The organism is Aestuariivirga sp., from assembly GCF_041738905.1.
Classification (GTDB): domain Bacteria; phylum Pseudomonadota; class Alphaproteobacteria; order Rhizobiales; family Aestuariivirgaceae; genus Aestuariivirga.
This window is the reverse complement of the sequence record NZ_JBGSOZ010000206.1, coordinates 1-22494: the sequence shown is the minus strand read 5'-3', so window position 1 is coordinate 22494 and position 22494 is coordinate 1. Positions and strand designations below refer to the sequence as shown.

General features: G+C 62.1%; 25 protein-coding genes and 1 pseudogene. 10 read left to right on the top strand and 16 right to left on the bottom strand.

All coding sequences use genetic code 11. The features are described from left to right. Positions 1 to 1490 (top strand): GMC family oxidoreductase (locus tag ACEW8Q_RS19945; RefSeq protein ID WP_373505814.1); only part of this gene is annotated, 1490 nt, incomplete at its 5' end. Between the two features lie 31 nt (positions 1491 to 1521). Here ACEW8Q_RS19945 and ACEW8Q_RS19940 read toward each other — a convergent pair. After that, complete coding sequence (locus tag ACEW8Q_RS19940) at positions 1522 to 2298, bottom strand: hypothetical protein (RefSeq protein WP_373505813.1); 777 nt, start codon at positions 2296 to 2298, stop codon at positions 1522 to 1524. Between the two features lie 362 nt (positions 2299 to 2660). On the opposite strand from ACEW8Q_RS19940, the gene modA reads away from it, so the two are divergent. Further along, positions 2661 to 3455 carry a molybdate ABC transporter substrate-binding protein gene (gene modA / locus ACEW8Q_RS19935; protein WP_373505812.1) on the top strand — a complete coding sequence of 265 codons (795 nt, stop codon included), beginning with the start codon at positions 2661 to 2663 and terminating at the stop codon, positions 3453 to 3455. 325 nt (positions 3456 to 3780) lie between these two features. Here the strand turns inward: modA and ACEW8Q_RS19930 are convergent, their stop codons facing one another. Together ACEW8Q_RS19930 and ACEW8Q_RS19925 are read right to left on the bottom strand one after the other, a co-directional pair. Further along, positions 3781 to 4503 (bottom strand): class I SAM-dependent methyltransferase, encoded by a 723-nt coding sequence (locus ACEW8Q_RS19930; protein WP_373505811.1) that lies wholly within the window; start codon positions 4501 to 4503, stop codon positions 3781 to 3783. Further along, complete coding sequence (locus tag ACEW8Q_RS19925) at positions 4481 to 5731, bottom strand: DUF3419 family protein (RefSeq protein WP_373505810.1); 1251 nt, start codon at positions 5729 to 5731, stop codon at positions 4481 to 4483. Before ACEW8Q_RS19925 ends, ACEW8Q_RS19930 begins: the two co-directional genes overlap by 23 nt. Before the next feature lie 192 nt (positions 5732 to 5923). On the opposite strand from ACEW8Q_RS19925, the gene phnC reads away from it, so the two are divergent. Genes phnC through phnE (ACEW8Q_RS19905) form a run of 4 tightly spaced genes read left to right on the top strand, consistent with a single transcriptional unit; the run spans position 5924 to position 9487 of the window. Beyond that, positions 5924 to 6736, top strand: coding sequence for a phosphonate ABC transporter ATP-binding protein (gene phnC, locus ACEW8Q_RS19920; protein ID WP_373505809.1), 813 nt, complete (start codon positions 5924 to 5926; stop codon positions 6734 to 6736). A 42-nt stretch (positions 6737 to 6778) separates the two neighbouring features. Further along, complete coding sequence (gene phnD, locus ACEW8Q_RS19915; RefSeq protein ID WP_373505808.1) at positions 6779 to 7687, top strand: phosphonate ABC transporter substrate-binding protein; 909 nt, start codon at positions 6779 to 6781, stop codon at positions 7685 to 7687. Between the two features lie 53 nt (positions 7688 to 7740). Continuing rightward, positions 7741 to 8628 carry a phosphonate ABC transporter, permease protein PhnE gene (gene phnE, locus ACEW8Q_RS19910; protein ID WP_373505807.1) on the top strand — a complete coding sequence of 296 codons (888 nt, stop codon included), beginning with the start codon at positions 7741 to 7743 and terminating at the stop codon, positions 8626 to 8628. A 1-nt stretch (position 8629) separates the two neighbouring features. Next, on the top strand, positions 8630 to 9487 hold the full coding sequence (gene phnE / locus ACEW8Q_RS19905; protein WP_373505806.1) for a phosphonate ABC transporter, permease protein PhnE: 858 nt from the start codon (positions 8630 to 8632) through the stop codon (positions 9485 to 9487). Here phnE (ACEW8Q_RS19905) and ACEW8Q_RS19900 read toward each other — a convergent pair. Next, positions 9484 to 10680 (bottom strand): alpha-D-ribose 1-methylphosphonate 5-triphosphate diphosphatase, encoded by a 1197-nt coding sequence (locus ACEW8Q_RS19900; RefSeq protein WP_373505805.1) that lies wholly within the window; start codon positions 10678 to 10680, stop codon positions 9484 to 9486. The two genes, phnE (ACEW8Q_RS19905) and ACEW8Q_RS19900, sit on opposite strands and share 4 nt — an antisense overlap. Before the next feature lie 57 nt (positions 10681 to 10737). Here ACEW8Q_RS19900 and phnD (ACEW8Q_RS19895) point away from each other — a divergent pair, with 57 nt between their 5' ends. Genes phnD (ACEW8Q_RS19895) through phnE (ACEW8Q_RS19885) form a run of 3 tightly spaced genes read left to right on the top strand, consistent with a single transcriptional unit; the run spans position 10738 to position 13168 of the window. Then, entirely contained in the window at positions 10738 to 11604 is an 867-nt protein-coding gene (gene phnD / locus ACEW8Q_RS19895; RefSeq protein ID WP_373505804.1) for a phosphate/phosphite/phosphonate ABC transporter substrate-binding protein, read from the top strand. After that, a complete protein-coding gene (locus tag ACEW8Q_RS19890) occupies positions 11605 to 12387 on the top strand; it encodes a phosphonate ABC transporter ATP-binding protein (protein WP_373505803.1) in 783 nt (260 codons plus the stop codon). It begins immediately after the preceding gene. Then, entirely contained in the window at positions 12380 to 13168 is a 789-nt protein-coding gene (gene phnE / locus ACEW8Q_RS19885; RefSeq protein ID WP_373505802.1) for a phosphonate ABC transporter, permease protein PhnE, read from the top strand. Before ACEW8Q_RS19890 ends, phnE (ACEW8Q_RS19885) begins: the two co-directional genes overlap by 8 nt. Here the strand turns inward: phnE (ACEW8Q_RS19885) and phnN are convergent. From phnN to ACEW8Q_RS19825, 12 genes are all read right to left on the bottom strand, one after another. Beyond that, positions 13049 to 13717: a phosphonate metabolism protein/1,5-bisphosphokinase (PRPP-forming) PhnN gene (gene phnN, locus ACEW8Q_RS19880; protein ID WP_373505801.1), complete on the bottom strand. Its 669-nt coding sequence runs from the start codon at positions 13715 to 13717 to the stop codon at positions 13049 to 13051. The two genes, phnE (ACEW8Q_RS19885) and phnN, sit on opposite strands and share 120 nt — an antisense overlap. Continuing rightward, positions 13717 to 14856 (bottom strand): alpha-D-ribose 1-methylphosphonate 5-triphosphate diphosphatase, encoded by a 1140-nt coding sequence (locus ACEW8Q_RS19875; RefSeq protein WP_373505800.1) that lies wholly within the window; start codon positions 14854 to 14856, stop codon positions 13717 to 13719. The genes phnN and ACEW8Q_RS19875 overlap by 1 nt, the downstream gene beginning before the upstream one ends. Further along, positions 14853 to 15542, bottom strand: coding sequence for a DUF1045 domain-containing protein (locus ACEW8Q_RS19870; protein ID WP_373505799.1), 690 nt, complete (start codon positions 15540 to 15542; stop codon positions 14853 to 14855). Before ACEW8Q_RS19870 ends, ACEW8Q_RS19875 begins: the two co-directional genes overlap by 4 nt. 36 nt (positions 15543 to 15578) lie before the next feature. Further along, positions 15579 to 16259, bottom strand: a complete 681-nt coding sequence (gene phnL, locus ACEW8Q_RS19865) for a phosphonate C-P lyase system protein PhnL (RefSeq protein ID WP_373505798.1) — start codon at positions 16257 to 16259, stop codon at positions 15579 to 15581. Positions 16260 to 16261: 2 nt separating this feature from the next. After that, complete coding sequence (gene phnK / locus ACEW8Q_RS19860; protein WP_373505797.1) at positions 16262 to 17032, bottom strand: phosphonate C-P lyase system protein PhnK; 771 nt, start codon at positions 17030 to 17032, stop codon at positions 16262 to 16264. Further along, the gene (locus ACEW8Q_RS19855; RefSeq protein WP_373505796.1) at positions 17029 to 17865 is read right to left on the bottom strand and encodes an alpha-D-ribose 1-methylphosphonate 5-phosphate C-P-lyase PhnJ; all 837 of its coding nucleotides are present in this window, start codon (positions 17863 to 17865) and stop codon (positions 17029 to 17031) included. The genes phnK and ACEW8Q_RS19855 overlap by 4 nt, the downstream gene beginning before the upstream one ends. Continuing rightward, positions 17862 to 18947, bottom strand: a complete 1086-nt coding sequence (locus ACEW8Q_RS19850; RefSeq protein ID WP_373505795.1) for a carbon-phosphorus lyase complex subunit PhnI — start codon at positions 18945 to 18947, stop codon at positions 17862 to 17864. Before ACEW8Q_RS19850 ends, ACEW8Q_RS19855 begins: the two co-directional genes overlap by 4 nt. Beyond that, a complete protein-coding gene (phnH, locus tag ACEW8Q_RS19845) occupies positions 18947 to 19540 on the bottom strand; it encodes a phosphonate C-P lyase system protein PhnH (protein WP_373505794.1) in 594 nt (197 codons plus the stop codon). The genes ACEW8Q_RS19850 and phnH overlap by 1 nt, the downstream gene beginning before the upstream one ends. Then, positions 19533 to 19994 carry a phosphonate C-P lyase system protein PhnG gene (gene phnG / locus ACEW8Q_RS19840; protein WP_373505793.1) on the bottom strand — a complete coding sequence of 154 codons (462 nt, stop codon included), beginning with the start codon at positions 19992 to 19994 and terminating at the stop codon, positions 19533 to 19535. The genes phnH and phnG overlap by 8 nt, the downstream gene beginning before the upstream one ends. 7 nt (positions 19995 to 20001) lie before the next feature. Beyond that, entirely contained in the window at positions 20002 to 20658 is a 657-nt protein-coding gene (locus tag ACEW8Q_RS19835) for a DapH/DapD/GlmU-related protein (RefSeq protein ID WP_373505792.1), read from the bottom strand. A 94-nt stretch (positions 20659 to 20752) separates the two neighbouring features. Beyond that, positions 20753 to 21721, bottom strand: coding sequence for a CorA family divalent cation transporter (locus ACEW8Q_RS19830; RefSeq protein WP_373505791.1), 969 nt, complete (start codon positions 21719 to 21721; stop codon positions 20753 to 20755). Positions 21722 to 21762: 41 nt separating this feature from the next. Further along, on the bottom strand, positions 21763 to 22044 hold the full coding sequence (locus ACEW8Q_RS19825) for a hypothetical protein (protein WP_373505815.1): 282 nt from the start codon (positions 22042 to 22044) through the stop codon (positions 21763 to 21765). Positions 22045 to 22252: 208 nt separating this feature from the next. On the opposite strand from ACEW8Q_RS19825, the pseudogene ACEW8Q_RS19820 reads away from it, so the two are divergent. After that, a pseudogene (locus tag ACEW8Q_RS19820) lies at positions 22253 to 22354 on the top strand (transposase); the annotation flags it as partial. Between the last annotated feature and the right edge of the window lie 140 nt (positions 22355 to 22494).

Genomic DNA, 22494 nt, shown 5'->3' with positions numbered 1-22494 from the left:
CCATGGCGAACCGGCTGGCGGAGGCAGGCGCCTCGGTGCTGGTCATCGAGCGCGGCACGCGGCTGCCGCGCGAGGCCGACAATTGGAGCGTGAAGGCGGTCTTTCACGACAAGCGCTATGCCACGAAGGAAACCTGGCGCGACAAGGCTGGGCAGGAGTTCAGGCCGTCGACCTATTACTATGTCGGCGGCAATTCAAAGTTCTTCGGAACGGCGACCCTGCGCTTCCGCGTCGAGGACTTCGAGGAACTCGAACACGAAGCCGGTGTCTCGCCGGCATGGCCCATAAGCTATGCCGAACTTGCACCCTATTATGATGTGGCCGAGCGGCTGATGGGCACCCACGGTACGGCCGGCATGGACCCCTGCGAGCCGCCGCGCTCCGGCCCGATGCCGCATCCGGCAATCGGGCACGAACCCGAGATCGCGGTGTTCGACAGGAAGCTGCGCGAGAAGGGCCTGAAGCCTTTCCCCCTGCCCGTGGCGATAGACCTTCATCCCGGCGGCCGCTGCATCAGGTGCCGGACCTGCGATGGTTTCGCCTGCAAGCTTGGCGCCAAGAACGATGCCGAAGTGCGGCTGGTCGATCCGGCCATCGCCACCGGGAATGTCGATCTCGTTCTCGAAACCCGCGTCCTCCGGCTGATCACCGACGACTCCGGCCGCAAGGCCGTGGGCGTCGAGGTCGAGCAGAAGGGCGAGACGAAGGTCCTGAAGGGCGGGCTCTTCATATCGAGTGCTGGCGCCATCAATTCGGCTGCACTCCTCTTGCGGTCTGCCAACGCGAAACATCCGACGGGCCTCGGAAACAACAGCTCCGGCCAGCTTGGGCGCAACTACATGGCCCACAACAACACGGCCATGATGGCGGTCAATCCGTTCCAGAAGAACAACGTGGTGTTCCAGAAGTCGCTCTGCATCAACGACTTCTATCTGGTCAGCGATGTGAAGCCTTACCCGCTCGGCAACGTCCAGGGCCTGGGCAAGCTGCAGGGCGGCATGCTGACGGCCAACATGAAGGGCACGCCCGAATGGCTGATGAGCTGGTTCGCCCAGCGCAGCGTCGACTGGTGGATCATGTCGGAAGATCTTCCCGATCCGGAAAACCGTGTGTCGCTGGATTCCGATGGCAAGATCCGCCTGTCCTACACCGCTAACAACCTCAAATCTCACGGCGAGCTGGTGAGGCACTGGACCAGGCTCATGCGGTCCATGGGCTATCCCATCATCATCACCCAGAAGATGGACATCAAGGTCGCCATGCACCAGTGCGGAACGGCACGCTTCGGAACCGATCCCGCGACCTCCGTGCTCGATCCGTTCTGCAGGCTCTGGGATGTGGACAACATCTATGTCGTGGACGCCTCGTTCCTGCCGTCGTCAACAGCGGTGAACCCCTCTCTGACGATCGTGGCGCAAGCGGTGCGGACGGCCGAGCACATTCTGCGCGACGTCCTGGGCACAGCAGTGCCGGAACGCCCCGCGCAATGACAGCAGTTGTCAAGGTTGTACAGCCCTGCCGCTACTGCACCGCTTCCTTGAGGAGATAGTCGAATCCGCTCACCTGGATGACGCCAATCCGGGGATATTCGAGATCGGCGATCACATACATGGTCACGGTCATGATGGCCGAGAAGCCCACCATGTGAATCCATTTCGGCGAACGCGACCGCATCATGGCCAGCCCGGCCAGAAGTGAACAGACCAGCGCCGTGCCAATCAGCATGGCGAAGATGGGCAATGGCGGATGGAACAGCATGGCGGTCGCCCTGGTGGACGTGATGTCGATCATGTTGTTGATCGCGGGCAGTAGCAGCATGTTCGCCGCGGGCGGCGCATCGGGCTGCTGGCCTGCGGCCACCGCGAGTTTCCAGATCTCGGACTGAACGAGCTTCGACTTGCCGAAGGCTTCATTGAAGGATTCGATGCCGCTGGAATCCTGGTAGGCGGCAAGGCGCGAATCCACATAGCGGTGGAAGGCATCGCGAAGTGCCGGCTGCGAGGCCGTGGGCAGCAGATCGATACGAAGATAAGCTGTCCCGATGTCGTTCGCTTCATCGACGATCATGGCCCGGCGATCATCGAAGCGCGAGGCAGCGCCCGAGAATGTGAAGGCGACCAGCAGGCCGAACAACGCGAACAAGACGCCATCCACCGCGCCCGTTCCGGCATTGGCCGCCTCCGGATCACGCGCCAGCCGGTTCTGACCGATGCGCCGGCCGAGCTCCATGAAGAGCAGAAGACCGACGAAGAGCGCGGCGCAATAGGCTATCGGGTTCTCGAAGACGGAAAAAACCATGTTCACCACCTGTTTGCAGCACCGCGAGGATTGCAGACTGTCCATCGCTACTCTTGCTGGATTGGCGATAGTGTGATTCTGGCGAACTGACGAGACGTTGTTATGGATGTCTTGCGCACGGTCATGGCGACGCCCGCTGCGGCTACTTCCGCAAAAGGACTTCGTCCGGCGGGCTGTGGGAGCCGTGTCCATTGTGACGACTTTATATGCAAACTAACATAACGAAACAGTCAATACTATCAGATTTATGCTAAAATTATCATGCATCCCTTGCTGAAGTCGACATATTGTTATATCTGAATGGATATAACGCTATCGCCGACATCATCGAAACCCAGGCAACCGGCGCGCAGGAGACAGGAATGATCAGTCGCAGAACGCTTGGCGTGAAACTGGTGGGCGCCATTGCGCTGATGGTTTTGGCCGCAGTTGGACCGGCATCTGCCGCGGACGGCAAGATCACGGTATTTGCCGCCGCCAGCCTGAAGAACGCCCTCGATGAAGTCAGCGCCGCGTGGAAGGCCGAGACCGGCAAGGAAACCACGAACTCTTATGCCGCGAGTTCGGCTCTCGCCCGGCAAATCGAGGAAGGCGCACCCGCCGACGTGTTCATGCCGGCCGATCTCGACTGGATGACATATCTTATGGGTAAGGGTCTGATGAAATCCGGAACCGAAGTGAAGTTGCTCGGCAACGCGATCGTGCTGGTGGCGCCGAAGGACTCTTCCGTCGTGACCACCATCGAGAAGGGTTTTCCACTGGCCGAAATTCTGAGCGACGGCACACTCGCCATAGGCGACGTCAAGGCTGTGCCCGCCGGCAAGTACGGCAAGGCGGCGCTCGAGATGCTCGGAGTCTGGGCCTCAGTCGAAGGCAATGTGGCCCAGGCTGAGAACGTCCGCGCCGCGCTGAAATTCGTCGCCACCGGCGAGGCGGCGCTCGGCATTGTCTACCAGACCGATGCCATAGCCGAGCCCGCCGTGAAGATCGTCGGGATATTCCCGGCCAATAGCCACGAGCCGATCATCTATCCGGTGGCGTCTGTCGCGTCCTCGACCAATCCTGATGCCGCCGCCTTCCTAGCTTACATGCAGTCACCCAAGGCGCAAGAGCTCTTCAGAAAGCAAGGCTTCACCATTCTTGCTTCCGGCAACTGATTGAGGTGAGGAACGCTTCAGTCGACGCGTGGCACCTGCTACAGGCCGCATGACCGGACAGGCCGGGCATGCTCTATGCCGTCAACGAATTCGCAAAACCGTCACAGCCGGCGGTCATTTCAATCGTTGCGATGATTAGTCCGGCCACGATAACCGCATCCCTTCCCGCCATGCGGAACGGCGATCCGGTCCAGCTTCCCGACCTCGAAGGAGTCAGCAAGCGTTATGGCAGCGTTATCGTCGCGCACGCGAAGCCACCTTCGTCGGCTTTGCCAACGTCCTGCGCCATGCAACAGAGCCCGGCCTGCCCATCGCGGCCTGGAGTTCAGGTCGCCTCACCAGCGTCGCCACGGCAATGATGAACGCCATTGCGCGAAGCACCGACGCAGAGATGCCAGCTGTAACCGCGAAAGCCCGAAGCGAAGCTGCATGGCCTGCCGGACTGCGAGGCCAGCTGGACCACTGCCGGATGGATTGCCGCACGCGGTTCGACGTCAAACCGCCGGAGCCAGCGGAACAGAAGTGCCTTCGCACCGTGTGGAAGGTTCTCGCATTGACCAAAGTCGACGATATGCAACTCGCCCTGAGGAGAGAGTAAGTCAAGGGCATGGGAAAGTGCTGCGGACCAGCGCGGAATCATCGACAGCGCATACGAGAAATAGATCCGGTCGAACGACCGCTCACCGAACATGACGAGAGGATCAGCCGCAAGCGCGTCGCCCTGGGCAATGCGGACACGATCGGTGAGGCCAGCCTTCCAGATCGCGCTCGCAGCGGTCTTCAGCATCTCGTCCGAAATGTCGAAGCCGAAAAGCCGTGCATCGGGATAGGCGCGCGCCGCCTTCACGAGATTGCGCCCGGTGCCACAGCCGATCTCGAGAACGGAGCCTCCCGCGGGCACCTTCAAGTCAGCGATGAGCCTGTCACGCCCCAGGAGATAGAAACGCCGGCTCGCATCGTAGATATGCCGCTGGAAACGATACATCCGGTCCATGTCGAGCCGGTTGGAGGCGTAGCCGACGCCATCAATGGGTTCGTGCGCGCTCATAGATGTGGAAACCTCCATAGATGCAGGACCTGTCGCGGGCGCCGAGTTCGAGCGACCGTTCGTCAAGATACTCCCATTGCGCAAGGGTGTCGGCATGGACGCGGCCCGGCAGGATCGTGTTTCGCCCCGCCGTGCGGAAGATGACGCGTGCGCCGGGCGCTGCGGCCCGGGTGATGGCATTCCACAAGTCGTTCAGCTGATCGTCGCTCATCCAGTCCTGCGCATCGAGCAGAACGAAACGATGAACGCTGGCCGGGTTCATCTCGTTGAGCGCATCGGTCAATGAGACATGGCGAACGTCGACATTGCCGGAGCGGGCCCGAAGATTGGCGAAATTCTTCTCCTGCAGATAAAGGGGCAGCGGGCCGGAGGCACCCGGCGCATAGGCCCGGCCGAACGCCTGCCAGGCGAAATAGTTCTCGCGCAATGGAAAGTCGCAGGTGAGCTTGAGCAGCCGCTCGCGAAGAACGCTCGACATCGGCGCGCCACCCGAAAGGGCTTCGTACTGCGCGGGCGGAATGCCGAGCCCATAAAGCGAAATGCGCCGGTCGGTCACCCATTTCACCAGCTTGCGGTCGAACAGCGGCGAGATTTCGCGGTCGAAGAATTCCCGTTGTTCCTTGATCGAGCGCGCCGCGAGCAGGCCCTTCATGTCGTGCCCATAGGCCTTGGCCACCATGTGACCCATGCCGATGAACCGGCCGAGCAGGCCCTTGCTGTAGATGTTGGTCTTGAAGTGAGACAGGCGGCGGCGCCCCATCAGCGTGCGGCGCTCCCAGTAGTCCCGGGTTTCCGCATCGATCTCATGCTTCAGGTAGCGCTTGTAGTCACGAAGGTTCTGCGACTCGTCCGCCTCGCCGAAGAAGCGGTAATAGCTGTTCCATCCCGGCAGGTGACGCAGCCCTGCAAGTTTCAGCCGCACCAGGGCCACATGTGCCCGGTTGAGATCGACCGCGGTGACCTTGGCCGGATTGGCGGTCAGATAGCTCAGGATGTTGCAGCCGCCCGATGCGATGGCCACGACATGGTGATGGGGTTCGATCTCCATGGCCGCAAGATCGACAACCGGGTCTTCCCAGATCTGCGGATAGACCAGTCCGCTGAAAGCCAGGGTGAAGAGCCGCTCGAGCAGGCCCTCCTTGCTCGCGGCCGTGTTGCGGTGAACCGCCTTTCCCAGCAGCCTCAGCGCCGAGGGCTTCTGCTCGCTGCCTGAATGTGTCGCCGTCATGTCGCTCTCCCGTGGAATCAACCACCGCTGTCACAACGGGCGCTAAGCAGGAATCATGACAGCTCCGTAACGGCGCCCTGGCTCGCGTGTCCGCCCGATGCGGCCTTGTGGGTTGTCATCTGGCTGCAACCGGGCTGTCACACAAATGTAGTGGGCTGACTGTTGTTTGCGGCGCAACAGGGAAAAGCTCCTATGCTCAGAATCGAGAACCTCGGAAAGTCGTTCAGCGGAAAGGCGGCGCTCGCCAACGTGTCCGTTGAAATCGAACATGGCTCCTTCGTCGGTGTGATCGGGCGTTCCGGCGCTGGCAAGTCCACCCTGCTCCGCTGCATCAACCGCCTCGTCGATCCATCTGAAGGCCGCATCGCTTTCGATGGCATTGATATCACGTCGCTTCGTGGCAAGGCGCTCCGCGACTGGCGCTCGTCCTGCGGCATGATCTTCCAGCAGTTCAATCTCGCAGGCCGGCTCGATGTCTTCACCAACGTCCTGATGGGCCGCATCAACTCGATCTCGACCTTCCCGGCTCTCCTGAAGATCTGGCCCGAGGCCGAAAAGCTCCGGGCGCTTCAGGCCCTTGACCGGCTCGATCTCGGGGACTTCGCGGCCCAGCGCGCCGAAAGCCTTTCAGGCGGCCAGCAGCAGCGCGTCGCCATTGCCCGCACGCTTGTGCAGAACCCGAAGATCATCCTGGCGGACGAGCCCGTTGCCTCGCTCGATCCGCGGAACACGCAGGCCGTGATGGACGCGCTGCGCGACCTCAACACGCAGAACGGCATCACCGTGCTCTGCAATCTCCATTCCCTCGACCTCGCACGCGGCTACTGCACACGCCTCATCGGCATGAAGGCAGGACGCGTGGTGTTTGACGGACGCCCCGAATCCCTGACCGACGATCTCGTCGTCGAACTCTACGGGCTCGAGGCTGGCGACGTGCTGGACCGCTCGCAAGAATCGGACGCACGGCGCAAGGGTCAGGCAGACACTATCAAGTCTGCCGCCTGATCCACCCTTCTTCCAACGGCACAACCAACAGGAGCCACCACGATGTTTACACGCCGCACACTTCTGCAGGCCGCAGCCGGCTTTGCCGCGCTCGCCGCCACCACCAAAGGCGCCCTCGCCGACTGGAAGGACACCTACAAGGAAATCACCATCGCCGCCGTGCCGGACGAGAACGCCACCGGCACCGAACGCCGCTACGAGCCCTTCATCCAGTATCTCTCGAAGCAGCTCGGCGTGCCGGTGAAGCTCCGCATCGCCAATGACTACGCCGCTGTCATCGAGGGCCAGATCGCCGGCAACATCCACATCGCCCAGTACGGCCCGGCCGCCTATGCCCGCGCCTACATGAACGGCGCGAAGATTGAGCCGTTCGGCATGCAGGTCAACAAGGATGGCTCCAAGGGCTACTATTCGGTGCTCTGGGTGAAGGCGGACAGCCCCTACCAGAAGTTCGAAGACCTCAAGGGCAAGAACCTTGGCCTCGTCGACCCGAACTCGACCTCGGGCAACAATGTTCCCCGCTTCGCCATGAACAAGATGGGCGTGAAGCCGGAGGACTTCTTCTCGAACGTGGTCTATGCCGGCAGCCATGAGAATGCGATCATCGCCCTCCAGCAGGGCCAGGTTGACGCGGCCTTCAACTGGTGGAACGACGAGAACGAGTCCATGCTGATGCGCATGGAGCGCAAGAAGATGGCGAAGTATTCCGACTTCCGCATGATCTTCAAGTCGGACATGATCGTGAACTCGCCCGTTGCCTACCTCTCCGACATGCCCGAAGACCTGAAGGCCCTCATCAAGGACGCCTTCTACAATGTCGAGAAGAACGATCCGGAGGCCTTCAAGGTCCTGACCGACGGCGAAGCCCAGCCCTGGGCCCCCACATCGCATGCCGACTATGAAGTCATCGTCGAACTCAACACGTTCGTCGACACGCTCCGCAAGCAGTAAGAACATCAACCGGGGCCTGCGCCATGCGCGGGCCCTGATCCCTTGGCGGCATCATGACAGCAGCTGCGGCAGATTCTTGCCGGACGATCGATGACCTGTCCTCCGCCTATGCGGTGACAGTCTCGCGCAAGCGCAAGCAGTTCCTGATTTCTGGAGCTGTACTTGCAGCCGTCACCCTCATCGCGGGCTGGATGGCGGAAGTCGACCTTGTGCTTTTCTTCTCCAACATCCACAAGTTCCCGAACTACATCAGCCGCATCTTCATCCTTGATTCCGGGAACCTGAAGGGCAGCCTGGTCATCTTCGACATTCTCGGCTGGTTCTGGGGCATCGGCAAGTGGCTGCGGCTTCTGGCGGACACGCTGCTGATCGCCTACGTCGCGACGATGATCGGCGCCATCTTCGGCTTCATCGCCTGCTTCTTCGCTGCCGGCAACCTCGGCGTGTCTACGCCGCTTCGCTTTGCCGTGAGGCGTTACCTCGAGTTCTGCCGCACCGTGCCGGAACTCGTCTTTGCCCTGATCTTCGTTCTTGCCTTTGGCCTCGGCCCCATTGCCGGCGTCCTCGCCATCATCGTCCATACGACGGGTGCCCTGGGAAAGCTCTTCTATGAAGTGATCGAGAACATCGACCAGAAGCCGGTCGAGGGGCTCATATCCAGCGGCGCGTCATGGACCAAGACCATGCGCTTCGCCGTGCTGCCGCAGGTGCTCTCCAATTTCATCAGCTACGCGCTGCTGCGCTTCGAGATCAATGTGCGCGGCGCCTCCGTGATGGGCTTCGTCGGTGCCGGCGGCATCGGACAGGACCTGATCGAGGCCATTCGCAAATTCTACTATCCGGACGTCTCGGCCATCCTGCTTCTCATCATCGTGACGGTCGCTATCATCGATCTGGTCACCGAACGCATCCGCCACCGCTTCATCGCGCAAGGACACTGACATGAACGGCGACGATGGCTACAGCGCCCTTGAGGAAACCGCTCTTCGCACCCGCTACAGGACGAGCTTTGGCGCGAATGACAGGACGGGTTACGTCATCACGGCCCTGGCCGCCGCACTGCTCGTCTTCGGCCTGTGGCATCTGGGCTTCTCGTTCACGAAATTCCTGAACGGCCTCGCCAATCTCGGCAACTTCATCACCCTCATGTTTCCGCCGAGCTGGGGCGATACGGCGAGCCTCCTCCGCCTTCTGAAGGCACTGGGCGAAACAGTCGCCATCGCCTTCCTCGGAACCATGCTGGCGGCTGTCATCGCGCTCCCCTTGAGTTTTCTCGCAGCGAACAACACGACCGTGTCGCAGATCCTCCGGTTCTTCGCGCGCCGCTCCTTCGATACGTTGCGCGGCGTCGACACTCTGGTTTGGGCTCTGATCTGGGTCAATGTCGTTGGGCTCGGTCCGTTTGCAGGCGTTCTGGCCATCGCGATTTCCGATATCGGCTCGTTCGGCAAGCTGTTCTCGGAGGCGATCGAGGCCTCTGACAGGAAGCCCGTTGAAGGTGTCATTGCGTCTGGCGGCTCGCGCCTCCACGCCATCCGCTTCGGCATCCTCCCGCAGGTGTCTCCGGTGCTGATCAGCCAGTATCTCTACTATTTCGAATCCAACACACGCTCCGCCACGATCATCGGCATCGTCGGCGCGGGCGGCATCGGCCTGCAACTCTCGGAGCAGATCCGTACGCTGGAATGGCAGACCGTGTGCTTCATCATCATCATGATCCTGATCACCGTATCGATCATCGACCTGATTTCGACGAGACTCCGCATTGCCATCTCGGGCAATGCGGGCACCACGATCTAGCGGCTTGCGTAAACCGGCCTGCCAGCGGCGATGACGGCGGAGGGCCGCCGCCGCGCTTCGTCAAGAACGATGAGATCGGCGCGCTTGCCTTCTGCGATGGAACCGCGATCGAAAAGCCCGGACGCCCGGGCCGGAGCACCGCTCACAAGGTCCCAGGCCTGTTCCAGCGGCAGCACGCTCCGCGCCGCAAGAGACAGCGCGGCGGCAAGAGGTGCCGGGTAATAATAGTCGGACGCAAGGATCGTGCACATGGAGCGCCTGACAGCGTCTTCCGCGCCAATGGCGCCGTTGTGGCTTCCCCCACGCACGATGTTGGGTGAACCGAGCACGATATGGTCCTGGCTGGCAGCTGCATCTTCCAGCGTCTCCCAGTTCATCGGGAATTCGGCGATACCGACACCGAGTTTGCGATACGCCTCACGCATTCCGGCGGTGCAGTCATCATGCGAAAGCATCGGGACATCGTTGCCCCTTGCGGCCTGGCTCAACCAGTGGACCGTCGCTTCAACCTCATCCTGGCGCTCGCCTGCCGCATCGAGCAGAGAGCGATACGTGTCCATGTCAACCATCGCCCGCTCTGCCGAACCCCGCAGCTTGATGTCCTTGCGCGTGCCTGAGAGCGACATCGAGGTGTGATCGTTGAAGGCCAGCAGCGGTTTGCGCTCTCTTGCGAAGAGCGCCTCGACCGCATGTGCCTCGTCGACAGCGAAGGTTTCCCAACGGATGTGCAGCCGGTGGTCCACATGGAATTCATGTTCAAGCGCGTCGAGTGCTGCGATGATGCGCGTGGCCTGCTCGAGGCTTCTGAGGCCCGGTTCCCAGGATACCGTGATGCCGTGATAGGCCGTCGTGATGCCGTTCGCGGCAAGTTGCCGATCCGTTTCAAGCAGGGCGAGATCGAGCGGAAACAGCGTCCTCGGCCGCGGCATGATCTGCCGTTCGAAGGCATCGCCATGAATGTCGACGACGCCGGGAAGCACAAGACGGCCGGCAGCGTCGAGCCCTCCTTTTGCCGTCCCGGCCGGGCGGCTGATTGCCGCAATGATGCCGCCACTGCACTGGATGTCCGCAATCACCAGTCCTTCGCCCGGAATGAGGCAGAGCCCGTTGCGGATCGTGAACTCTTCTGTGCGTCTGGCATCGGACTGCATCGGCGTCTCCATCATTGAGGTGACGAAGTCGCCCATCTTCATGACAGTGTCATGAAACGCTGTTGATTGGGTGCTGCTTGCATTCAGGAGATATGCACAATGAAACTCTGGAACTGGATTTCAGGTGTGGCGCTAGCCGCTGGCCTGATGACCGCAACGGCCTCCGCCGAGACGATCCGCTTCGCTGTCACCGATGTCGAAGGCATGGAGCAGCTGCAGCGCGAATATGGCGCCTTTGTCGAGGAACTTGAAAAGGCGACCGGTTTCGACGTCGAGTTCACACCGGTCAGCAATCGCACCGCTGCCGTCGAGGCGATGCGCGCCGAACAGGTTGACTTCGTTCTGACCGGCCCCGCCGAGTATGTCGTGTTCAAGGTGCTGACTGATGCGAAGCCCGTCGTCGGCTGGCATCGCCCCGACTATTTCGCGCAGATCGTGGTGATGGCCGATGGCGACATCAACAGCCTTGCCGATCTCAAGGGCAAGAAGGTTGCCTTTGGTGAAGTCGGTTCCACGTCCCAGCAGCTCGGACCGGCTCAGGTCCTGGCCGATGCCGGCCTCAAGTACAATGAAGACTACACAGCCGAGATCATCAAGCGCAACGTGGCCATCGAAGCCATGATCCGCGGCGACGTCTCCGCGGTCGGCATGAATCTCACGCATCTCCGCTCGGTGCGAGAGAAGTTCCCCGGCCAGAAGTTCGCCGTGGTTGGCCGCGGCGCCGATCTTCCCAACGACATCCTCATCGTGGCGTCCACCGTCAAGCCCGAGGTCGTCGACAAGGTGAAGACTGCTTTCCTCGACAAGGGCCCGGACCTGATGACCGGCCTTCTCAAGGGCGAAGACACCCGGAAATACGATGGCGGCTACTTCATTCCGACCGTCGACGACAAGGATTACGACAACGTGCGCGCCATGTATGCCACCATCGGCGTTCCGAAGTTCTCGAACTTCCTCGGTGAATAAGTGAACCTTCAGGTTCAGACATTCGAACCGGCGGCGGGATCAATTCCCGCCGCCATCTCCATTCGCAATCTGTCGAAGTCATTCTCGGCCTCGAAGACGGTCTTCTCGGGCATCACGCTCGACATCGCACCGGGGAGTCTCGTCGCCCTGATCGGCGCCAATGGAGCCGGGAAATCGACACTTCTGCGCTGCATTCCGCGTCTCATCGAGCCAGATGGCGGCGACATTGAAGTGCAGGGGCAGATGGTGCCGCGCGATGGGCGCAGCTTGCGGCGGATCCGCTCGAAGATCGGGTTCGTCTTCCAGAAGCATAATCTGGTGGGCCGGCTCTCGAGCCTAACCAACGTCATTCATGGCGCTCAGGGCCGGGGCTACGGCGCGGCTGCATGGAGCCATGCCTTTGCCCCGTCCGGCATTCGCGCTGAGGCGCTCGATTGTCTCGACCGGGTGGGCCTCGCACACGCGGCGGGCCAGCGCGCTGATTCCCTTTCCGGCGGACAGTCACAGCGCGTGGCGATTGCCCGCGCCCTCATGCAGCAGCCCGATATCGTTCTCGCGGACGAACCCGCCGCAAGCCTCGACCCGCAGGCGGGAGATGAGGTCATGCAGCTTTTCGCCGCCCTGATGCGGAAGGAAGCGAAGACCGTGGTCTTCACGTCACATAACCTGCACCACGCGCTCCAGTTTGCCGACCGTGTCATCGCCATCGGCGGCGGCAAGGTGGTGCTCGATGCGCCGAGCCGCAGCCTCGGTGAAACAGAACTCAGAGGGCTCTATGGCTGAACACGCCTTGCCGTCCCGCTTCGAGCGGCCGAGCGCACTGAGCTTCGCCTTGCTCGTGGGCACAGCTGCACTGGTCATTTCCAGCTTTGCGGCGAGCGGAGTATCCCTCGAGAAACTCATCCGCGGACTGCCCGCATTGGGCCGGCTGGGCGCTCAGATGTTCCCGCCATCGATCGAACGGCTGGAGCCTGTGCTGTGGTCGCTTCTCCAGACGTTCCAGATGGCAATCGCAGGAACCATTCTGGGCCTCGTCATCAGCCTGCCGCTGGCCATACTCGCGGCACCGAGCCTGTCTCCGCATCCTGTCTTCGTCTGGGTGACCAGGGGCATTGTCGCGCTGTTCCGCACGGTGCCTGATCTCGTGTGGGCCATCGTGTTCGTCATCGCGGTGGGGCTTGGCCCCGCAGCGGGCGTTCTCGCCCTGATGGTCGACACGACGGGCTTTGCGGCGCGCTTCTTCGCCGAAGCCATGGAGGAAACCGAGAAGGGTCCGCGCGAAGCTCTCTCAGCCCTCGGCGCCAGCCGCAGCGGCATCATCTTTTCGTCGGTCATTCCGCAGGCCATGCCATCGATGATCAATACGTCGCTGTTCTCGCTGGAGAAGGCGACGCGCGGCTCGGTGGTGCTGGGTCTCGTCGGCGCCGGCGGAATCGGGATCGAGCTAAAGGTGTCGCTCGAGATGTTCGACTATGACCAGGCCGCGACCATCATCATCGCCATCTTCCTGCTTGTCCTGATTGTCGAGCGCGCATCCACCTGGGTTCGAAACCGCATTCTCTAGCGCTTCGAGAATATCACAGAAGCGGTCGACGGCGTCCTGCAGGGCGCCGTTGTTCTCGATCCTCACGATCTGCAACCCCGCCGGATAGACGGGAACGCTTCGCGATACACGCTGGATGGCCTCGGCTTCGGTTTCACGCCCGCGCGCCACGATGCGCGACACGAGAACGCCCGGGGATGCCGTGATTTCAGCAACGGTCACGTTCGGGTATTGTGCGGCCGCCTGATCCAGCATGGCGCGCGAGCAGTTCACGGCGACAACGCAGCCTGCCTTGAGATCGGCTTCGATCGACTTGCCGATGCCATAGAAATTGCCGTGCGCTTCCCACCACAGCGAGAACGCATCCTCCGAGACCGCTATGGCGAATTCCATATCCGTCATGGTGAAGTGGTCTTCCGCGCTGACATCGGCAAAGCGCGTCACGAAGCGCCGCGGGAACACGAAACGGCGGTCGCCCGCAAGTTCTTGTCTTGCTCCGCGCAGCACGCTGTCCTTGCCGGCGCCGCTCGGGCCGACGACCAGCACGAGATGTCCCTTGAACTCCGTCATCACATCACCCGCTCGGCGTTCCGCCACACGCGGCGCACGATGGGCAACTCATCATCCATTCGCACCTGCGCGAGATCGGCCCGCCGCCGCGGCTCGATGGCCCCGCGATCTTCCAGGCCCGCCGCATGCGCGGGGTTGAGCGTGATCAGGCGGAGTGCCTTGGCAAGGCTCATTCCATCGACGGTGCGGGACAGCGTGAAGACCGCCGGAAGCAGGCTCGATGGCACATAATCGGACGACAGCACATCGAGATGACCATTGGCCGCGACTTCAGCCGCGGAAATGTTTCCGGAGTGCGAGCGGCCGCGCACGACATTGGGAGCGCCCATCAGCACGGCGAGGCCGTTGCGGTGCGCCGCCTGCGCCGCCTCGCGGGTGGTGGGAAACTCCGCGATTGTCACGCCATCGAGGATCGCCTCCTCGACATGGGCTTCCGTCGCATCGTCGTGGCTTGCAAGCTTCACGCCCAGCCTTTCGGCAAGCTCGAGTATTTTTCGCTTGTTTCCCGCCGCGTGCCGGTCCTGCATCTCGCGGCGTTCGGCGATATAGGCGTCCATCTTCTCCGGCATGATGATCTTCTTGCCCAGATAATATTCCTTGAACTTGTCGATCGACACGAACTGCCTGGCACCCGGCGTATGGTCCATGATGGAGATCAGATGAAGGTCGCCTGCCTCGGCTGTCAGTTCCGCCGATTCCGCCGTATCCGCACAGGGCAGCTCGCAGCGCAGGTGAATGAAATGCTGGGCCCTCAGCTGGCCGGCCTTCTGCGCCTTCGCGATGGCGCCGGAGAGCGCCTGCGCATGGTGCGCCGAGAGATCGCCCGGATCGAAGGTTCCAGCCCGAAGCGCATCGAACACCGTGGTGATGCCCGCCGCCGTGACCTGCGCATCATGCGCCATGACGGCTGATACCGGAGGCCAGGCCACGCCGGGCCGGGGATGATAATGGTTCTCGAGATGATCGGTGTGAAGTTCCACGAGGCCCGGAATGAGATAGTCGCCTTCGAGATCTTCCGCCGCCGAAGACACCCTGCCCGCGATCACTTCCAGAATCTGGCCGTCCCGCGTCACGAGGGTGCCATCGACCACCTCGTCAGGCAGGATGATCTTCGCGTTGGTGAAAAGTTTGTCGGTCATGGGGAAGCCTTTGCGCGGGGCGATTGAAAGGGAAAGCGGCGATGAATCGTGAAGTCAGCCGATGCTCGCGGTTCGACGAACATGCTCACCGAGTCGATGGTGATCGGATGGCCAATGACCATGCCGAAATGGTCTTCGGCCAAGGGCGTGACGTCCTCCAATTTGGACGGCGAGAGCCGCCGCGACAGGGTCATGTGAAAGCGGAATTCGTCGAACACATAGGGATAGCCCCATCGCCCGAGGTATTCGTCCTGGCGCGGTGACAGTCCGGCGGCGCGACGCCTTGCAATGTCCTCTTCCGATGCAGGCTGGCGGAAGCGGTCGAGATCACGGACGCAAGCCTCAGCCAGGTGACCGAGGTTCCCGCAAGGCCTATCAGGCACAAGTGCGAGAAAGCCATCGACCGGCCGCAGGGCCAGAACGATCTCGAAGGGCTGAATGCTGTGCGCCAGTGCCTCCACGGCGGCTTCCAGAGAGGCTGGCGGCGTGCCGTCCTTCAACGCAAATGGCGGCTTGAGCGTTGCGTGAAACCCGTAGCGGCGCGGCTCGCGGGTGATGGGTGCCAGATCGAGGGCGGCGGGCTGGGCAAGTGCCTCGCCGCTGACAGCATCGCGCCCAAGCCAGCGCGAGCCCAACTGATGCAGAGGGCTTGATGGCGGGGGTGCATAGTAGATCGCGAATCGCATCGGATCAGGAAAACTCACGTCGATGAACGGATGATGTCAGCCGAGCGCAATCTCGCGCTGGCACGCAAGGCGGCGCTCCGCTTCGTCGTGAAACACGCCGATGACGGCCGAGCCTGCTGCCCGGGCTTCCTCCACAAGTTCCAGAACGCGCCTGCGATTTTCGGAATCGAGCGACGCGGTCGGTTCATCGAGGAGCAGGATCGGAAAATGCGCCGCGAAGCCACGCGCGATGTTGACGCGCTGCTGCTCGCCGCCCGAGAAGGTCATGGGCGAAAGGTGCCAGAGCCGCTCGGGGATGTTGAGGCGGGAGAGCAGCATGCGCGCCCGTTCAAGCGCCAGGTCCAGCGCTATGCCGCGCTCGGTCAATGGTTCCGCAACGATGATCTCCGCCGGCACCCGGGGAATGACCCGCAGGAACTGCGTGACGTAGCCAATCGTCCTCCGTCTCAGCGCCAGCACATCGCGCGGCTGCGCCGAGACCACATCCACCCACTCATCGTTATGGCGCACCCGGATCGAACCCGACGTCGCGCGATAGGTGCCGTAGATCAATTTCAGCAGCGAACTCTTGCCGCGCCCCGACGGGCCGGTGACGGCGACAGCCTCGCCAGCCTCGACCTCCGCCGAGAGATCGGCGAACACCGGAATGCGGACCCCGCCCTGCTCGTGAAGATGAAAGGACTTGTCGAGATTGCCGATCTTGAGAACAATTGCCATCTTCAAACCTGCAAGACCGAGGAGACGAGAAGCTGCGTGTAGGGTGCCTGCGGATCTTCCAGGACCTGGTCGGTCAAGCCCGTCTCGATCACCCGGCCCTGCTGCATCACCATCATGCGCGTCGAAAGTAGCCGCGCCACCGCCAGATCATGCGTCACCACGATGGCGGCCAGGTCGAGCTTGCGGACCAGCCCGCGGATGAGATCGAGCAGCCGCGCCTGCACGGACACATCGAGACCGCCTGTTGGCTCATCCATGAACACGAGGCGGGGCGACGTCACCAGATTGCGCGCAATCTGCAGGCGCTGCCGCATGCCGCCGGAATAGGACCACGGGCTGTCGTCCACCCTGTCCTCCGGAATCTCCACGCGCTTCAGCCAGTCCACCGCCGTCGCGCGGATATGCCCGTAGTGCCGGTCGCCCACGGCCATCATGCGCTCGCCGACATTGGCGCCGGCTGAAACGCCCATGCGCAGGCCGTCGCGCGAATCCTGATGCACGAAGCCCCAGTCGGTCCGTATCAGAAGCCGGCGCTCGGCCTCGCTCATCTCGTCCAGCGCCACATGCCGTCCATCCCGCATGGTGTAACGCACCTTGCCGGACGAGGCAGGCAGGAAGCCCGAAAGGCAGCGGAGCAGCGTCGTCTTTCCCGAGCCCGACTCGCCGACAATGGCCAGCACTTCGCCGGCATGAAGATCGAAGGAGACGTCGACGCAGCCCGCGCGTGCGCCGTAGAATTTCGAGATCGCCTCGACGGAGAGCAGCGGTGTCATCTCGCCTCCTGCTGCTTGGCGCAAAAGTCGGTGTCGGAGCAGACGAACATCCGCCCCCCCTTGTCGTCCGTCACGATCTCATCGAGGAAACTGCCGCGCGAACCGCAGATGCTGCACGGCTCATCCCAGGCCTGCACCTCGAAGGGATGGTCCTCGAAATCGAGGCTCTTGACCTTCGCATAGGGTGGAATGGCATAGATACGCTTTTCGCGGCCGGCGCCGAAGAGCTGCAGCGCGGGGCAATTGTCGAGCTTCGGATTGTCGAATTTCGGAATGGGCGACGGATCGAAGACATAGCGGTCGGCAACTTTCGCCGGATAGGCATAGGTCGTGGCGATCTGCCCGTATTGCGCGATGTCTTCGTAGAGCTTCACATGCATGACGCCATACTCTTCGAGCGCATGCATCTTGCGCGTCTCGGTTTCACGCGGTTCGAGGAAACGCAACGGCTCGGGGATCGGCACTTGGAAGACGAGGATCTGGTCTTCGGACAATGGCGTCTCGGGGATACGGTGGCGGGTCTGGATCACCGTCGCCTCTTCCGTCTTTTCCGTCGTCTTCACATCGGCGGTCTTGACGAAGAACTTGCGGATCGACACCGCATTCGTCGTATCGTCCGCCCCCTGGTCGATCACCTTCAGTGTGTCATCGGGCGTCAGCACCGATGCCGTCACCTGCACGCCGCCCGTGCCCCAGCCATAGGGCATGGGCATCTCGCGGCTGGCGAAGGGAACCTGATAGCCCGGCACCGCGATGGCTTTCAGGATGGCGCGGCGGATCATCCGCTTCGTCTGTTCATTGAGATAAGCAAAATTATAGGCGGGCGCGTTCATTCCGCGGCCTCCAGCCGGTCATTGGCGATGCCGGCACGCATCCGGCGCAGCAGCACGAGTTCGGATTGGAAGTCGACATAGTGCGGCAGCTTCAGATGCTCGACGAAGCCGGTGGCCTGCACATTGTCGGAGTGCGACATCACGAATTCCTCGTCCTGCGCCGGTGCCACGCGCTCCTCGCCCAGCTCGCCCGCCCGAAGTGAACGGTCGACGAGCGCCATCGACATCGCCTTCCGCTCGCACTGGCCGAAGCCAAGTCCATAGCCGCGCGTGAATTGCGGCTGCACCGTCGCCGAGCCCTTGAACTGGTTGATCATCTCGCATTCGGTGACGGTGATTTCCCCGATCACGACCGGAAAGCCGAGTTCTTCGGGCGTGAAGCTCACCTCCACCATGCCGAGCCGTATCTCTCCGGCAAACGGATGCGTGCGGCCATAACCTCGCTGGGTGGAATAGGCCAGCGCCAGCAGGAAGCCTTCGTCACCACGCGCCAGGTTCTGCAGGCGAAGATCGCGGCCCGCCGGAAAGTTGAGAGGATCCTGAGTGAGGTCACGCGGCTCCACATCATCCGTGGAGGGCTTCTCCATCAGGCCCTCGGAGCCCAGAAGTTCAAGCACGCGCGGCATCTCGATGCCAACTTCCGCGGGCGCGGCGCGAGCAGGTTCGGGCGCGGCATCGCCCACAAGCGAGAAGTCCAGCAGGCGATGCGTGTAGTCGAAGGTTGGCCCAAGGATCTGCCCGCCCGGAATGTCCTTGAATGCGGCGGACACACGGCGCTTCACGCGCATCGACCGGGTTTCCAGTGGCTCGGCATAGCCGAACCGCGCCAGCGTCGTGCGCGTCGCCCTGATGAGGAAGATTGCCTCGATCAGATCGCCCCGCGCCTGCTTCACGGCGAGCGCGGCAAGCTCGCGATCATAGAGCGAGCCCTCGTTCATCACGCGGTCGACAGCGAGCGTCAGTTGTTCCGCGATCTGGTCGAGCGTCAGTCCCGGCACGCTCCGGTCGCCACGGCGTTCCTCGGCGAGCAGGCGATGCGCGGCATCGATGGCCTGCTCGCCACCTTTCACGGCAACATACATCAGACGGTTTCCTGCAGACGAATGGCGGTTGAACGGGGAATGGCCGCGATGGCATCCGGGCTGACGAAGATCACATCGACCCCCAACGGAAACTGTGCATGGTTCCGGGCCATCGCGTCCCAGAAGCCGGAGGACATGCCCTCGGCATGAAAAATCAGTGGCTGGGGAATGCCAGGCCCCGACAATTCAACATGACCTTCATTGCGGAGCGATGCCGTCTGGATCACGAGGGTGGCCGAGCGGTCCGGATATTCGTGCGTGCCTTGCGCAAACCGCGAGAGATCGGACATGCTGTCATCGGCCTGCAGAAAGATGAAGGACGCATCCTCCGGCGTGGAGACAATCGGCGCTCCGGTGTGAAACCGGATGTAGTGCGTGACAGGCTCGGTGCAGAGCTCAGGGCTCAGCCAGACAGGCGTCTGGAAGTCGCAGAGCGTGCGTGCCACCGAAGCCGTGGTCGTCCACAGGGGCCACGGAGCCGGCGGCACCGCCGTGAAGGGCAGGATGCGCCCGGGGCGTGCCACCGCGTCCATGATGGTCCGGAAGGAATGCGCCGCCTCGATCACACCGCTCGGGTATTGCATCTCAGTCATCGCCGCGCACCATCGTGAAGAAGTCGACCTTCGTCGCCGCTGCCTTCGAGGCCGCCGACATATCGCGCTCCAGCAGCTTCTGTTCCAGCGGTGCCAGAACCCGGGCCTGGATCGTGTCGTGCAGACCGGGCCTCTGAAGCAGCGCATCGCAGAGGGCGGCGGTGCGGGCGTGTTCGCCATTCCGGCCCATGACATAGGCATGTCCTTCAAGCCCGTCAGCGAGCTTCACGGCGCAACGGGTCACGGTGGCCTCGCCCAGGTTGAAGGCAGCGCCGGTGGCACCCATGCGGCCGCGCAACATCACCATGCCGGTTTCGGGCGAACGAAGCAGCTCGTGCGGCTCGGACCTGAACTCGGTTGCGACACGATCCAGCTCTTGCCAGCTGGACAATGCAAGGAGCCTCATCCACGCAGCACGCGGATTGGCTGATTTCACGGATTCATCTTCATGCATGACGCCATCAACCAACCGATTGTAACGGCTGCATGACGGCGGCGCTGCTCTCGCGCTCGTATTTCTCGACGAAGGCCTCCGCGGACAATGCGCGGAAGTCGGGAAGTGCTGCCTTGAGCTTCAGGTGATCCCAGTCCCACCAGGCGAGAGTCTGCAGCCTTTGCGCCACGTTGTCCGGATGACGCCACTTCAGTAACTGCGCCGGTGTGCCGCCCACAACCGCATAGGGAGCCACGTCCTTCGTCACCACGGAGTTCGCCGCGATGATGGCGCCGTTGCCGATCGTGACGCCCTTCATGATGACCGCCGCATGGCCGATCCATGTGTCATGCCCGATGTGCACGGGCCGCGACCTTCTCCAGTCGAACACCGCAGATTCATCAGTCTCGTCCGGCCAGAAATAGCTGGACCGGTACATGAAGTGGTGGAGCGAGGCGCGATGATGAGGATGTTCGCCGGGATTGATTCGCGTGAAGGCGGCGACGTTCACGAACTTGCCAAGGAACGAATAGGCGATGTCGGCGTAGCGCGCGGTGTAGCTGTAGTCGCCCATCACGGTTTCAAGGATATGCGCTCCTTCGCCGATCTCGACGTAGGCGCCAAGCGTGGACTTGCGCACGCTTGCATTGGCATGAAGGAACGGTTCTGGTCCGAGTTGTGGCATTGTTGCACTCCTGCGCACCCTCAAGCATTTGAGTGTGACGGTTGATTGAAGCAGCCCGTCTTGATGAAGTTCGCCGGATCGGATTGCAGCGGATTCAGCTGCGGCCCTTCAGTCTCAGATACAGGATCACGGCGCCCGACGAGAGGCCGCTCAGGCCCACCGCACCCCAGAAGCCCCAGGCCGTTCCCACGAATGGAATGCCTTCCAGGTTCATGCCGAAAAGGCCCGCCACCAAGGCCGGAGGCAGGAATGCGGCGGTGAGCGCGGAGAGGGTGTAGAGCTGGCGGTTGGTTTCCGCTGCAAGCTTGGCGTCGATCTCGTCATGAAAGAACCGCGCACGCGCTTCCATGTCGATGAAGTCCTGATCGAGATTGGCCAGCCGCGCCGCTGTCAGCGCAAAGCCATGCGGAGTGGGAATGCTCGCTCTCTCCGCCGTCTGCAGCGCACGGCGCATGGCACGCATGTGCCGATGCAATTGCGCGGTTTCGCGGCGGGTCAGCATCAGCCGCTTGCGTTCTCCGCGGTGGCGCTCGTCGAGAACGTGGTCCTCGATGATCTCGAGCTCATCGGTCAGCCTATGCAGGGCCGCATCAAGCGAGTCCGGGTAGTTCGATATCATCCGCGAGAGAACGTCATCGGGTCCCGAGAAGGCATGGCCGCCGCCAATCAGGAACCGCATGCGTTCGGCCGACTGCACGGCCTTTACCCGGCCCGTCACCAGAAAGCGCTTGCCGAGAATGACGTGCAGCCAAGCAAACTCCATCGACTTTCCGTCGAAGTCCTGGAGAAAATCGGCCAGATGCCCAAACAGCACATCGCGCCATGCGCTGACATGCTGCCGCGCGGCCGTATCGGCAAATTCGGTCACCAGGTCGCGCGGCAGTCCGAAGTTTTCTTCCAGCCAGCGGCGGCAACGCCAGTCGGTGAGGTTGAGATGCAGCCAGATCCAGCCTTCTTCACGTTGAAAGGTGGCGATCAGCTGGTCTTCTTTCAACGGCTGCCCCCGCCCCCCTGCATCGAATTGAAAGGCATAGAGGTAGCCGGGAACGGAGACGGCGGTCATGAGCAAGAGGCGATCCCGGCGCGGTGCATGGAGGGCTGCGGCTAGTTTGCCCATGTGACAATCAAGTGACGTCGCCCGCATGCGCGGCTTGAGTGGTTTTGATTTGGCCAGCAGTCCCCCATTCCGGCGCGGAAATCATGGGCCAGACTCACTTCTTCCGCATCGAGCACAGCAAGACATGCCTGCACATCCTGCGACAGCGGCTTTTCACACAGCACCGGCTTTCCGGCACCGGGCGTGCCCGGCAACGCCAATTGCCTTCGCAAGATCGCGGCCGTAAGCTGCGCCGACGGCTCGAACGAAAGCGCCACCGACGTGAACATGGCCAAGTTCCCGGCAGATCGCCTTGATCGCCTTGCCCCGCCCAAAAAACGCCCGGCGTATCTTGGCAATCGTCTCTACCACCAGCATCCCAAGCCGGCCTCCATCATCACTGGAAGCACTGTGGACCCGCATGCTACCGGGGTCCCTTTTGGATGCCGATATGCCGATCACCCCAATAGCGGGGTCCTTGTTCCACACCGATTCACAGCCAGCATCGACAAGTGGAAAACCCGGTATGGCGGACTCGACGTTTCTGAGGCGAAGCGGCTGAAGCAGTTCGAAGACAAGAACAGCAAGCTCAGGAAGCTGCGTAGCCATCCGTCGTAGGCCGCCGGCTTTGCAGTCGGCGAGTTGGCGGGACTCAACGCTTCAGAAGCATGGGGTTGTCTTTGTGGATTTTGATCAGCTCCGCGAGGGTCTCGATTCCAAAGTCGGTGAACGCCATCACG